Annotated in this window: 11 protein-coding genes; 4 read left to right on the plus strand and 7 right to left on the minus strand. The window is 66.4% G+C overall.

Annotated elements, in window-relative coordinates; all coding sequences use genetic code 11:
* Genes BLS97_RS17115 through BLS97_RS17130 form a run of 4 tightly spaced genes read right to left on the minus strand, consistent with a single transcriptional unit; the run spans position 1 to position 4,775 of the window.
* Positions 1-936 (minus strand): ABC transporter permease, encoded by a 936-nt coding sequence (locus BLS97_RS17115; RefSeq protein WP_090478073.1) that lies wholly within the window; start codon positions 934-936, stop codon positions 1-3.
* Complete coding sequence (locus BLS97_RS17120; RefSeq protein WP_090478078.1) at positions 933-1,895, minus strand: ABC transporter permease; 963 nt, start codon at positions 1,893-1,895, stop codon at positions 933-935. The genes BLS97_RS17115 and BLS97_RS17120 overlap by 4 nt, the downstream gene beginning before the upstream one ends.
* Before the next feature lie 25 nt (positions 1,896-1,920).
* Positions 1,921-3,567: an ABC transporter substrate-binding protein gene (locus BLS97_RS17125; RefSeq protein ID WP_090482504.1), complete on the minus strand. Its 1,647-nt coding sequence runs from the start codon at positions 3,565-3,567 to the stop codon at positions 1,921-1,923.
* Entirely contained in the window at positions 3,567-4,775 is a 1,209-nt protein-coding gene (locus tag BLS97_RS17130) for a dipeptidase (protein WP_090478081.1), read from the minus strand. The genes BLS97_RS17125 and BLS97_RS17130 overlap by 1 nt, the downstream gene beginning before the upstream one ends.
* Before the next feature lie 208 nt (positions 4,776-4,983).
* On the opposite strand from BLS97_RS17130, the gene BLS97_RS17135 reads away from it, so the two are divergent.
* Both BLS97_RS17135 and BLS97_RS17140 read left to right on the plus strand, forming a co-directional pair.
* Entirely contained in the window at positions 4,984-6,000 is a 1,017-nt protein-coding gene (locus BLS97_RS17135; protein ID WP_090478084.1) for an ABC transporter ATP-binding protein, read from the plus strand.
* Complete coding sequence (locus BLS97_RS17140; protein ID WP_090478089.1) at positions 5,984-7,024, plus strand: ABC transporter ATP-binding protein; 1,041 nt, start codon at positions 5,984-5,986, stop codon at positions 7,022-7,024. Before BLS97_RS17135 ends, BLS97_RS17140 begins: the two co-directional genes overlap by 17 nt.
* Positions 7,025-7,079: 55 nt before the next feature.
* Here the strand turns inward: BLS97_RS17140 and BLS97_RS17145 are convergent, their stop codons facing one another.
* Positions 7,080-9,119, minus strand: coding sequence for a bifunctional polysaccharide deacetylase/glycosyltransferase family 2 protein (locus tag BLS97_RS17145; protein WP_197676238.1), 2,040 nt, complete (start codon positions 9,117-9,119; stop codon positions 7,080-7,082).
* 150 nt (positions 9,120-9,269) lie between these two features.
* Between BLS97_RS17145 and BLS97_RS17150 the strand changes: the two genes are divergently transcribed.
* Positions 9,270-9,704, plus strand: coding sequence for a hypothetical protein (locus BLS97_RS17150; RefSeq protein ID WP_157695486.1), 435 nt, complete (start codon positions 9,270-9,272; stop codon positions 9,702-9,704).
* A gap of 977 nt (positions 9,705-10,681) precedes the next feature.
* On the opposite strand, the gene BLS97_RS17155 is transcribed toward BLS97_RS17150, so the two are convergent.
* Positions 10,682-10,864 carry a hypothetical protein gene (locus BLS97_RS17155; RefSeq protein ID WP_090478098.1) on the minus strand — a complete coding sequence of 61 codons (183 nt, stop codon included), beginning with the start codon at positions 10,862-10,864 and terminating at the stop codon, positions 10,682-10,684.
* A gap of 407 nt (positions 10,865-11,271) precedes the next feature.
* Here BLS97_RS17155 and BLS97_RS17160 point away from each other — a divergent pair, with 407 nt between their 5' ends.
* A complete protein-coding gene (locus BLS97_RS17160; RefSeq protein ID WP_090482507.1) occupies positions 11,272-12,024 on the plus strand; it encodes a GAF and ANTAR domain-containing protein in 753 nt (250 codons plus the stop codon).
* A 365-nt stretch (positions 12,025-12,389) separates the two neighbouring features.
* Here BLS97_RS17160 and BLS97_RS17165 read toward each other — a convergent pair whose 3' ends face one another.
* Positions 12,390-13,514 carry a TIGR03118 family protein gene (locus BLS97_RS17165; protein ID WP_090478102.1) on the minus strand — a complete coding sequence of 375 codons (1,125 nt, stop codon included), beginning with the start codon at positions 13,512-13,514 and terminating at the stop codon, positions 12,390-12,392.
* Positions 13,515-13,683: the final 169 nt, after the last annotated feature.

Below are 13,683 nucleotides of genomic sequence, written 5' to 3' on the forward strand. Positions count from 1 at the left end.
TCAGCGGCGACGCGACCGCGGATTGCGGGCGTCGTTGTAGGAGATCGACAGCAAGGTGGCCGACAGGACCAGCAGGAGGATGGCGATCGACGGGAACAGCGTCAGCCACCAGGCGCTGGACATGGCCCCCGACTGCTGCGCCTCGTAGAGGATCCGGCCCCAGGACCAGGTGTTCGGATCCCCGAGGCCCAGGAAGGACAGTCCGGCGGCGGACAGGACCGCGCGGGAGGCGGTCAGCACCACCGACACCACGATGACCGGTGTGACGGCGGGGATCAGATGCCGCGTGATGATCCAGAACGGTGACGTGGTCATCAGCCGCGCCGCATCGACGTACGGCAGTTTGACGACGGCCAGAGCCTGCGACCGAACGACCCTGGTGACCTCCGGCCAGCTGAAGGCGGCCACCACGCAGATGATGGTGACCGTGCTCGGCCCGACCAGCGCAGCCACCAGGATCATCAGCGGCAGCACCGGGAGCGAGAGGGTCAGGTCGACCAACACCCCGATCGGACCGTCGGCGCGCGGGAAATACGCGCCGATCATGGCCAGCGCGGTGCCGATCGCGATGGCGATGAACGAAGCGGCGAAAGCCACCAGCATGCTCTGCTGCGACCCCCAGACCACCTCGGCCAGCACATCCCGGCCGAGACTGTCGGTACCGAACAGATGAGCTCCGGAGGGGGTGGCCAGCACGGTGTCGCCGTATCCGGCCGGATAGGCAGCGATCAACGGTGCAGCGACCGCGACCACGATCAGCAACCCCATCACCGCAAGTCCGATGAGGCCCAATGGTTCTCGGCGGAAGGCGCGCCAGGTGGCGCGAGCCGCACCGGGCAGTTCGGTGGCGACCGGCTCCAGCCCGGCGATGGCCGGCGCCGAAGCGCCCGACGTGATGCTTGACCGCTCGGAGATGGGAGTCTTGGGCGTCGTCATGCCGTCTTCACTCTCGGATCCAGCAGCCCGTAGGCGATGTCGGTGATCATATTGGCGGCCACCACCGCCGCGGCCAGCAGCACGAAGGCGCCCTGCAGCACCGGGAAGTCCAGCTGGGTGACCGCCTCGTAGATGGCCCGTCCGATCCCCGGATAGGCGTAGACGGTCTCGGTGAGCACGGCCCCGCCGACCAGGAAGCCGAGTTGCAGACCGATCAACGTGGTGGTCGGCAGAAGGGCGTTCCGCAGCGCGTGTTTCCACAGCACACGACGCTCGGAGAGCCCGTTCGCGGTGGCCAGCGTGCAGTAGTCCTCGCCGAGGGCATCGATCAGAGTGGCTCGCAGGGTCAGCACGTAGGAGCCGATCTGAATGAGAACCAACGAAGCGCAGGGCAACACCAGGTGGGTGAGAACCGAGAGATACCAGGCGATCCCGTAGGCGCCGTCGGTGAACGCACCTCCGATCGGGAAGATCCGGAACGTCAATCCGAAGACGTACAGCAGCAGCACCCCGACACTCGGCACGAACAGCGACTGCCCGACGACGCTTCCCATCTGAACCAACCGATCCAGGAATCCGCCGCGGCGGGAGGCCGCGAGCACACCCAGCGGGATACCGAGCACGACGGTCACGACCAAGGCGGAGCCCGTCAGCAGCAGCGTCCACGGCAGTCGGCTCATCAAGGCGTCCGCGACCGGGACGGACTGTGCGAACGAGACGCCGAGGTTGCCGTGCAGCAGCTGCCACAGATACTTCAGATATTGCACGATGAGCGACTGATCGAGTCCGTACTGGGACAGCAGGGTCGCCCGCATGCTCGCCGTCATGTTGGGATTGGCCACGGCCAGGGCCGGATCACCGGGCAGCAACCTCAGGAGCAGGAAGGTGACGGTCACAGCGAACCAGATGGTCAGTAGTCCCCGGCCGAGACGGCGGAGCACAAACAGGGCGAACGGCATGCGGGCGACCCTTTCGAGGCGGAGGTCAGGACTTGGTGATCTGCGCCAGCGACGCCGGATCGACCACGGAGAGCAACTCACTCGGCTTGACGACGAGCCCGTTGATGTTGCTGCGGTAGGCGACATAGAGGTTCTGGGTGTACATGACGTTGTCATAGACGTTGTCGTGCACGAGTTTCGCCGCCTGCTGCAGCAGCCCGATTGCCGTCTGTTGATCAGTCGCCACCCTGGACTTCTCGATCAGCGACGACAACGCCGGGTCGTCGACGTAGGAGTAGTTGATCGAACCGTCCTTCAGGTAGGTCAGCGCCATGTTGGTGGTCGGATCGTCCATGATGGCGAAGTTGCCGGCGTAGACGTCGAAATCTCCGACGGCCGTCTTGGCCAGGTATGTGTTGCGTTCCAGGCCCTGCAGGGTGATGGTGATGCCGGCCTTGGCCGCTCCGTCCTTGACCAGGTTCACCCACTGTGAGGTGACGGCGTCCTGCAGCGAGTAGATCAACCGGAAGCTGAGCGGGAACTTGCCGTTGCTGTCCGCCTTGTATCCGGCGTCGGTCAGGAACTGGCGGGCCTGGGCCGGGTCGTACGGATACTCCTTGAGGCTGGCGTCGTAGTAGGTCTTGAGCACCGGCATGATCGGACTGCTCCCGGTGGACACGCCCTGACCCTGAAGGACCACGTTCCGGATGGCGTTGTAGTCGACGGAGTACGCCAATGCCTTTCGGACGGCCAGTTTGTCCAGCGGTGCCTTGCTCATGTTGTACGTCATGTGGGCGTAGCCCAGGCCGGGTATCTCGGCCAGCTTGATTCCGTCGGAGTTCTGCAGGTTCTTCACCTGTGCGGGTGGGATCGCGTTGGCGATCATGTCGACGTCGCCCTTCTGCAGGGCCAGGATCTCCGTGTTCACATCCGGGTACACCCGATAGACGATCTTGCTGACCTTCGCGGCCCCGCCGGCAGCCATGGGATACGACTTCACCGCGTCCATCGTGTAGCTCTGGCCCTTGACCACATTGGTCAGCACAAAGGGCCCGGCCGACACCCAGTTGTTGTCATTCGCGAACTTGGCCACATTGCCGGCCTTGCTGAACACGTGCTCCGGCACGATGTTGCCCCAGAAGCCCACCTCGTTGACGACGGTGGAATCCGGCTTGATCAAGGTGATCTCGACATGGGTGTCCGACGTCGCCGTCGCCGACTTGACGTTGGTCAGCTGGCCGTACAGGGTGCCGGCCGGCTTGTCCTTGATCACCGCGTTGATCGTGTACGCCACATCCTTGGCGGTGAGCTTGACGCCGTCGCTCCACGTCATGTCGCCGCGGATGTCGTAGTAGCCGGTGGTGGGGTTGGTGTAGCCCCACTTCGTGGCCAGAGAAGCCTGCTTGGTGCCGTCGGCGGCGATCGTCAACAGGTGGGGATACATCAGGTTGGTGATCCAGTAGTCGGTCCGACTGTTGCCCACCAACGGGTTGTAGTTCACGACGTCGGTGGTCGTGGCGATGTTGACGGTGCCCCCGGTCGCCGAGGCGGTCCCGCCGGATGATGTCGCGCTTCCGGCGGGGCCGGAGGTCGAACTCTGGCTCGTCGGCGCGCTCGGGGCGCAGGCGGCGATCGCCATCGTGACCGCAACAGCGCTGGCGGTCAAGGTGAGCCGCCGCGTCAGGTACCTCATCAGATCCACACATCCTTCAGGACTCGGAGGGTGTTGCCCCCGACGACGGCCCGGATGTCGTCGTCGGAGTAGTTGTGCTCGACCAGCCAGCCGATGATGTTGAAGAAGCCCTCGGCCGGGTTCTCCAGACCGTCGACGTAGGGCACCTTCTCGTACTCGACGTTGCCGTGCGCCTGCCCGAGAGACAGGTTCGCGGCGAACGCGTCGTGCAGGCCGACGTGATCACCGAAGAGGGTGTCCGGGCCGAAGGACACGTGCTCGAGGCCGACAAGCTCCACACAATAGGTGAAGTGGTCCATCACCGATTCCAGGCTGTGCCGCGGGTGGGCCCGCGAGAGTGTGGTGTGCGGCGCCGCCTCGATTCCGATCACTCCGCCTCGTTCGGCACACGCCTTGATCACCTCGTCCGGCTTCATTCGATTGGTCGGCCACACCGATCGGGCCCCGGCATGTGTGATGAACACCGGCTGGGTGGACCGCTCGATGACCTCCAGGGCGGTGCGGTCACCACTGTGGGAGACGTCGATGGCGATGCCGAGCTTGTTCATCCGTTCGACGGCACGGTCACCGAAGTAGGTCAGCCCGCCGTCGCCACGTTCCTTGAGCCCGCTGCCCAGGGTGTTCGCCTCGGAATAGGCGATTCCCATCTGCCGGACGCCGAATCCGTAGAGCACGTCCAGGCGGTCCACCTCGTTCTCGATCATGGTCGCCGCTTCCAGGGCGAAGATGTGGGCGATCCGCCCGGTGGCTCTGGCGTGTTCGATGTCGGCCAGGGTTTCGCCCTTGATCACGAAATCCTGATGGGCGATGTCGGCCATCCGAACCCCCAGGTCGAACAGGACGTCCTGGTACTTCCAGCCGGCGTCGCTGCTGATGCAGCAGGTGCCGTCCATGCCGTTGTCGAACACCGCAGTCAGCCCGGACCGGGACAGACCGCGATACGCGGTGGGCTCGCGGCCCTGTCGGATGTGGTCGCGCAGGTAGCCCATGTCCTTGGGGAACGCCTGAACGTGTTCGTGCAGGGAGATGACGGTGGATTCCGCCAGTAGCGAGCTGGTGCGCAGCAGCTGTTCGGAGGTCAGACTCAGACCTTGGTAGGCGGGAACCCGTCCGATCTGCTCGGCGTACTCGAAGGCGCGGTAGTCCTTTCCGGCCTCGAGGTAGTCGTAGGCGGTGTATCCCGTGTAGCGATCTGCTGGTTCGAGCAAGGCAAACTCCTCCTGGAGGTTGATCGTCGGTGGTCCTGCTGACGGGGGCAGGATGGCTGTCACCACCGACCGGGACGCGTACCCGGGGTAGTTTCGGCGCCGTAGCCCCGCTAAGCGAGTGATTCCGGCTCTGATACTGCATCTGATGTGCAATCCCGGCAAGGTATCGGCTGGATTGTTACATTGCGGCAATATGGAAGGTGGCAGTATGGGTGGCGTGGACAACAGTGACCCGGCGGTCGAGCCGGCATTGACGGTGCGTGGTCTCTCGGTGGACTTCGGAAGCGGCGAGAGCCGACTGCGCGCTGTACGTGAGGTCGATCTGATCGTGCAGCGCGGCGAGCTCGTGGCTTTGCTGGGGGAGTCGGGATCCGGGAAGTCGGTGACCGCCCGGGCCGTGATGGGTCTGACTGCTCCCGGCCAGACCGTACGAGCCAGCGAGATGCGCCTGGGTGGAACCGATCTGTTGAGAGCCTCGGCTCGGGCCAGGCGCTCGTTGCGAGGCCAAAGGATGAGCCTGGTGATGCAGGACGCTCTGTCGGCGTTGAATCCGGTGTTGAGCATCGGTGACCAACTCGGTGAGCTGTTCCGCGTGCACGAACATTCCTCGCGCCGGTCGGCTCGTCGGCGCGCTGTCGAGTTGCTGTCGGCGGTCGGCATTTCCGATCCCGATCGTCGCGTCGACGAGTACCCACATCAATTCTCCGGGGGCATGCGTCAGCGCATCCTGATCGCGATGGCGATCGCCTTGCAGCCGGACCTGTTGATCGCCGACGAACCGACCACGGCGCTGGACGTCACGGTGCAGGCGCAGATCCTGGAGCTGCTCGATCGGCTCCGAGTCGAATTCGGTATGGGTGTCCTGTTGATCACGCACGATCTCGGCGTGGTCAGCGAGGTGGCGGATCGGCTGGCCGTGATGTACGCCGGACGGATCGTCGAGACCGGGCCTGCCGCAGAGGTGTTGGACCGGCCTCGTCATCCGTACACCCAGGCGCTGCTGCGGTCGGTGCCGCAGGCCGGAGATCGCGGGCGCGAGCTGTTGACCATTCCCGGATCACCACCCAGCCCCGCGCAGGTGCCTGTCGGTTGCGCGTTCCATCCCCGCTGCACAATGGCCATCGAACGCTGCCGGCAGGAACGGCCGCTGCTCGCGGACTCAGAACCCGGCCGGACGTCGGCCTGTCATCGCAGCGAGGAGTTGGCCGATGTCGCAGCCCACTGACATGCTTCCGGACGTCCGTTTCGGACGGGGCGAGGCTGTGTTGGAAGCGGCCGGACTCCGCCGGACCTTTCGGGTCGGGTCGCGGTTGTCGCCCTCCCGGGTCTCGGCCGTCGACGGTGTGAGCCTGCAGCTCAGGGCCGGGGAATCGCTGGGGATCGTCGGTGAGACCGGTTGCGGAAAGTCCACTCTGGCCCGGATGCTGGTGGGACTGGAGAAGCCGGACGGCGGTACGCTGACCTATCGGGGGCAGGACGTGACCGCCGGCCGGCGGCCGGATCGCCGCCTCCTGCGCCAGGGGGTGCAGATGATCTTCCAGGATCCGTACACGTCGCTCGATCCACGGATGACGGTCCTGGATCTGATCGCCGAGCCGTTGGCCGCAACCCGATCGGCCTCGACCCGGCAACGCAAGGATCGGGTGGCCGAGCTCCTTGCGCTGGTGGGGTTGTCGACGGACATGATGACCCGCTACCCCCACCAGTTCTCCGGCGGACAGCGGCAGCGGATCGGGATCGCGAGGGCGCTGGTCCTCGACCCGCAGGTGTTGATCTGCGACGAACCGGTTTCTGCACTGGATGTGTCGGTGCAGGCACAGGTGATCAACCTGCTCCGCGAGTTGCAGCGTCGGCTCGGGGTCGCCCTGCTGTTCATCTCCCACGATCTCTCCGTGGTGCGACACGTCGCCGACCGGATCGCAGTGATGTATCTGGGGCGGTTGGCCGAAACCGGGCCGACAGCCACGATCTACGACAACCCCGGCCATCCCTACACCCAGGCCCTGCTGTCCGCCTCGCCTTCGGTCGGCAGCGATTCGCGGGGCCGGCTCCGGCGTCGGCTGGTGCTGGCCGGCGAGCCTCCGTCACCGGTGAATCCTCCCTCCGGATGCCGGTTCCATGAGCGGTGCCCGCTGGCGGAGGCGCGTTGCGCGGAGGAGATACCCGCGCTCCGGGCGCTGCCGGGGCAGGACGGCCCGGGTCGCCTCTCGGCCTGTCACTTCGCCGAGCGGGTGATGTCCGCTGGCTGAATCAGGCGGCGCCGATCAGTGGCTGTCCTCAGATTCTGGTTCTGCGAGTCTCAGGTCACGGAGTCGACGGTGCGGGTGCCGCATCGAGGTTGCCGGTACGGCGCAACTTGTGCCAACCGAAGCGGATACCGGCGGTCGCTGTGGTCAGCGATTGAATGACCACCAGGTACATCAGTTGGCGGTACACGAATTGCTGGGTCACGATCGCCCACAACACTCTCGGGCTTTCGCGGTCCAGCCGAAATGCGTACAGCGCCGCCAGGAACTGCAGCAGCAGGAACGAAGCCCATGTGAGCGCGATCGCCCCTGAATTCTGGAAGAGGATGCTGTAGATCGCGGCGACGTCCACGAAGGGGGCCAGGAGTGGAAGAAGAACCTGGAACAGCAGCAGGTACGGCAGTCCGCGCCGACCGAGCTTGCCCGCTGCGCCGCGCTCGAACACCGCGCGACGGTGCTTCCACATGGCCTGCATGGTGCCGAAGCACCAGCGGTATCGCTGTCGCCACAACTGCCCCAGGCCGGCCGGCGCCTCGGTCCAGGCCACGGCCTGCGGCTCGTACACCACCCTCCAGCCGGCGCGACAGATGGCCATCGTCAGGTCCGTGTCCTCGGCCAGAGTGTCTGAACTCAGGCCGCCGACCTGCTCGAGAACCTCCCGCCGGAATGCGCCGATCGCTCCCGGAATTGTCGGCATGCACTGCAGCACATCGAACATCCTGCGGTCGAGATTGAATCCGATGACGTACTCGATATGCTGCCAACGACCCAGGAGTCCATGGCGGTTGCCGACCTTCGTGTTGCCGGACACGGCTCCCACCGTCGGCGTGGCCAGCTGCTGGACGAGCCGTCGAAGAGTGTCTGGTTCGAAGACCGTGTCGCCGTCCATCAGCACCAGAACGTCTCCGGAGGAGGAGGCGATGCCGGTGTTCAACGCGACCGGCTTCCCGCCGTTCTCCTGACGTATGAGCCGCAGACCGGGCACCTCGGCGGATTTCACGGCCGCCACCGTGCCGTCGGTGGAGCCGTCGTCGACGACCACGATCTCGAAGCGGGGATAATCGCTGGCGGCCACCGACTTCACGGCGGCGGCGATGCCGACCTCTTCGTTGAACGCCGGAACGATCACGCTGATGGTGGGCAGATGATCAGCGGTCTCGTCGATTCGCGAATGCGCGTGTCGGCGCGCCAACAGCACCAAGCAGAGCAGCCGCAGCACCGACAACGCAGCGACCAGGATCATGGTGGCCGAGAGCAGCCACGCGACCAGATCACCGAATCGGACAGCCGCGATGACCACGCTGCCGCGCAGTCGACTGGGAACGCCGGCGGACCGGAACGGTGACGCCAAGCCCACTGACTCGCTGACCGTGACGAAACGGTAACCCCTGGACTGCAACTTCGGTATGAGCACGGTCAGCGCCTCGACGGTCTGGCTGCGATCCCCGCCGCCGTCGTGCATCATCACAATCGCCCCTGCACCCGTCTGCGGGACGGACGCGGCAACGATGGCCGGAACGCCAGGGCGGGTCCAGTCCTTGGTGTCCAGGTCGGTGAACACCGCCCAGTAGTTGCCCGCCCGCCGCAGCGCCAATAGCTCTGTCGGGGTCAAGTTCGCGACCTTGGACGAATACGGCAGCCGAAGGAGATTCGTCGTGTAGCCGGTGGCTCCCGCGATCGCCTGCTGCGTCTGGTCGAGCTCGAGTCCTTCGCGCCAGGCCGAGACGGATCCCAGCTCTGGGTGGGTGAAGGAGTGCACACCCACTTCGTTGCCGTCGGCGACCATCCGCCGAACGATGTCGGTATGTTCGGCCACCTGCTTTCCGACCACGAAGAAGGTTGCCCGGGCGTGGAAGCGGCGCAGCACGTCCAGCACCCCCGTGGTGTACTCGCTGGGACCGTCGTCGAAGGTCAGGGCGATCGTGCGGGAGGCGGGGGACAGCCCGGGCGACGCGAGGTCGCTGGAGTTGACGACGGGTCCACCGCCGACAACTGCCGTGGTCAGGGACGCACTGGAGGTTGACGGCCCGTTGTCGCCCTCGCCGAGGTTCCCGGTGGTGAACCCGTGCACGGCCAGCGCCACTCCCAGGGTGAGCATGCTGACGACCAGCAGAACCCAGTGCGCTCGGATAACCGTCGGCGGTCTTCTCCGGTTCATCGCTCAGCTGCTCAAGGCTTGGCGGGATGTGACGGGTGCGGCGGTCGGTTGGTGGTGCCGAGTGCCCTTCCGACCGGCACGGAGGTCGGGGTGGAAGCGGTCGGTGTTGTCGACGTGGCCGTGGTTGGTCGGGGGGTTGTGCTGGTCGAGCTGGTGGTCCCGGTCGACGACGCGATTGGCGATGACGTGGACGTGGTCGGACCGGTGGGCGGCTGGGTCGTCGCCGTCGCCGTCGCCGTTGTCGTCGCGGTCGAACTGCTGGACGCGGCCTTCGCGCCCAAGAATCGCGGCTGGGGTGGGCTCGGCATGGAGGCCGGGTTCGGCGCGCGCACGGTCGTCGTCGTTGCTGGTGCGGGCACCGAGGATGCACCGGCCGGTCGGGCAACTGGCGTCCGGTTGGTCGGCGCCGGTCCGGTCGTGGACGGCGCGGCCGCGGCGGGATCGGTGTGTCGGACCGTCGACTTGATGCCCGCCGGCCCTGACGGGGGCCGCGGCCCCGCGGTGCCGCTGCTGGCCACGCCATGAGAAGTGCTGGACGCGGTCGCCGACGTTGTCGCGACGCTCGGTGCGCCCCGACCGATCTGCACCGGGGGGTTGAGTCCGGGGAGGGGAATGCCGCCGACCGTGCTCAGGGTCAGCAGGGCGACGCCGACAACACCCGCCGAAGCCGTGATTCTCATGGCCCATCTCGTTCGCGGTAGCCGACGAGCGGTGCCGTCGTAGAAGACCGGTCGGCTCGACGGCTGGGGCGAGATGATGTTCCTCCTCGATGAGACGACTTGATCAACAATATGCCGGGAGCGGGCGGTGAGAATGCCGGAGCCGCATGTATCCGGTGCTCGGGCGCCGACATAGTCTAGCGGTTTACCCAAGGGCGAATGGGCAGGATGAATGGCTCGCCGAGGGGCCCGGTCTTGATCAAAAATGAGACCATGAACTGGAGATGTGGGACCAGGAACGAAGACCGGGCCCAGTGGGGGGATGAACTTCTGAGTTTGCTCTCAATTCGCAGGCGCGAGACCGGGCCAACGCACATGTCGGCCAGGTAAGTCTCCGGTCCCGTCCTTCTTGCCGCTCGTCGACGGACCCGGTCCCCGCTGGTGCCATCGCCGGCTGCCCGCTCCGGCTGCCGTTCGACCGACGGCCGGACTGAAGTCGAGTGGCCAGGACGTCCAAGCCCGGTCCGGCCAGTGCGAGTTCAGAGGCCCAGCGCCGGCTCGACCGGCAAGTGGTCTGCTCGTGGTGGTCGCCTGACGGCTCTCGCCAGCTGCGCTGTTGAACGGACGAGAGCCGGAGAGACGCCGTCAACGTAATCTTCGCCCCTCGTCGAGTCCAATACCCAAACGGGCCGAGACTATCCGGCATTCCAAGAACGAGTCCGGAATTCCTCGGCAACCGGTGAATCGGCATCCGCGGCACAGGCGTGACCACGGGATCAAGCGGGCCGCGTTACGACTCGCCGAGCGCTGTGCGCGCCGATCCGGTTTGTCGGTCGGGCCGGGTCAGCGGTCGGCCGGGTCCGAATCGGCCAGGTCGAGGAACGTCAAGTGGTGGTCACCGTTCGGCTCGGAGCGTTTCCGAGTGGTGGAGGTGTCGCTCCGGTCCTGGGCCGGCGTGGTGGGGGAGGCGGTGACGTTGGAGAACAGCGGCGAGAAGCCGTCGGACGAGGAGTGCTGAGAAGTCACGATCTACTTTCTGATACGGATTTGCGGCCGACGTTCATCGGCCGAGGGGCAAGACCTGTCACCGGCGGACCTGGTGAGGCAGCGGCGGCGGAAGGGCCCAGCCGCGGCCGGGCGGCCGATATGTGAGCCGGCCCTTCTATCAGCATGCCATGCCCCTGGCCATTCGGCGGGAGGGCCCGCCGTGGTTTCGAGGTCGCTCCGGCCGGGCGTACCACGTGAGCACCTGGTCGGCCCGGTGCCCATCGCGTCCCCAACCGGTGCGGGCTGGCGTTCACCCTGGATGTGGTGAGATGAACTGGCTGCGAACCGTGGACCGTGCTGGGCACACACGAATTTGGTGTTCAGGTCGGTATCCGGACCGCCGCTTTGTGCGGCCCCCGATCCCCCTATCGCAAGAGGTGTTGCTGATGACTTCGCAGCAGGTAGAGACATCCGCCACCGCGGGGCAACCGTCGATCAACGACACCGGGACGCGGGTCGGCGACGACGACCTGGCCGAGCAGCTGACCGTGCTGGCCCGGGACCTGCAGCGGCTCTCCACTCCGCAGGAGGTGATGGATCACATCGTATTCACCGTGGTGGAGATGGTCCCTGGTGCCCAGGACGCCACGATCACTGTCGCCCAGCAGCGGAAGAACGCCCGATCGGCTGCGGCGAGCAGCGAACGGGCGCGCCTGTTCGACGTCCTGCAGTCCGAGACCAGACAGGGCCCGTGTCTGGACGCGCTGTTCGAACAGGAGACGGTGCGGGTGGATGATCTGGCCAGCGAGCCGCGGTGGCCCCAGCTGTCGGCCCGGGCTGGGGAGCTGGGCGCGCGCAGCGTGGTGTGCTTCCAGTTGTTCGTCACGGGGGAAACCCTCGGCTCCTTGGACATTCTGGCCACGGAGCAGGGAGCGTTCAGCGACGAATCCGAACATGTGGGGCTGTTGTTCGCCTCCCACGCGGCGATCGCGCTCGCCGACGCCCAGGAGCTGGAGAACGTGCGGTCGGCCCTGGTCAACCGAGATGTCATCGGCCAGGCCAAGGGGATCTTGATGGAACGCTTCAAGATCACTCCGGCGCAGGCCTTCCTCCTGCTGGCCAAGGCCAGCCAGCAGACAAACCGCAAGTTGTACGAGGTCGCTGCCAACCTGGCCCACACCGGCACCTTGAGCATCTGACGAGTGCAGGCGGATCGGCCCGTTCGGAGCCGATCCGGCCGACGGGGGCGTCCACCGTTCGGGCGGCCTTGTGTGTGCTGACACTCGTAGTGGTCGCGTTGTCGCGGCGGTGGCGATCGGATTTGCCGGTGGAGTCCTTGCTGCTGGCGGCCGCGTTGCTTGGGGTGACACCGCTGGCTTGACCCTGCGCCGCCGAGGTGACCCTGCGGTTCACCGGTGCCTCGACTTCCCGGCAACGCCGCGACGTCTGAGGACGATCTCCGGGGCGGTTCGCCCACCCTGGAGACCGTCCGGACGTCTGGCGTCGGCGACCGTGCGGCGGCCGCGGTGAGGGTCACGGCGGCCGCCCAGCGATCCCGTCCGATTCAGCGGGCCGCGATCAGTTCTCCGAACAAGCCGTCGGCCTCCCCGTTGATTCCCGCGGTGAAGTACAGCGCCCCGGGTGTGACGTTGAGCGCGCCGGTCGGGAACTTCAGGTCCCACAGACCGGAGATCGTGATCGGATGTCCGCGGGTATCGCTCAAGGCGCGAACGAAGTGCCCGCGAGGTGAATAGACGTTGATCCGGCCGTCGCCGAAGTTGCCGACCAGGATGTCGCCGCCGATACCGGGCACACTCGCGGGCGCTTTGGTGACACCCCACGGTGAGTTCAGTCGTCCGTGAGAGGCGAAGTGCTGCAGCAGTTTTCCTCCGGGACTGAACACATCGACGAAGCCCAGTCCTGATCCGGCCACATCGTCGTGCTTCTGGGCGTCCTGCTTGGCGAAGGTGACGAAGAGGTTGCCGCCGATCGTGGCGATGCCGAACGGCCCGTAGCCCGATGGCAGGTCGGGGTCGGTGAAGGTCCGCACCAGCGTGAAGTTGCGGTCGAACACCTCGACCTGACCGAACCGGAAATTGGTCGCGTAGAGGAACTGTCCGGCCGGCGTGCTGGCCATGGCCAATCCCTTGTAGACCGCCCCGACGTCACCCTCCGGATCGACGACGGTCGACCGATCGGCCACCGTGATGGCGTTGCCCCGGTCAACCGTCGGGCTCCAACCGGCCAGCGTGCCGTCCTCCGTGGCGAACAGGAACCGGCTCGGGCTCGAAACGCCGTTCTCGCTTACGACGAAGCCGGCGGCGGCCGGGTTCGAGACGGTGCCGGTCGGGGTTCCGCCGGATGGCGCGGAGGATGCGGCGGCGGGAATCGTCACGACCAGCGGCGTGGCGACCCCGGCACCGTCGTACAGCGTACTGACGCCGGCGCCGTTGTCGGAGATCCACAGCGGAGAGCCCGGTAGGAACGAGATGCCCCAGGGATTCTTCAGGTTCGCGTCCGTGTGAGCGGCCAGACCGGCCACGTCGGAAACGAGGTTCTTCTGAACGAAGCCCGGGTCGTGGTCGTGCTCACGGTCCTGGGCCGATGCCGATGCAGCGGGTCCGACCATGATCACCCCGGCGGCCAGCACCGCTGTCCACGCCCTCGAGGGTCCTGATTTCCGGATCATTGACCGTCCTTCCGTCGATGGGTACGGTCGCCGGCCGGGCGCGACTCGCGCGCAGCCGAGTCCGGAAGGTCTCGGCTCCGGCGCCCGTCACTGCACCTCACGCCGGCCGCACAGGAAAGGTTCAGGTGACTGGGTGGTGCGGACCCGGCGAGGTTGCCGGGCCAGGAGC

Source organism: Nakamurella panacisegetis, assembly GCF_900104535.1.
Lineage (GTDB): Bacteria > Actinomycetota > Actinomycetes > Mycobacteriales > Nakamurellaceae > Nakamurella > Nakamurella panacisegetis.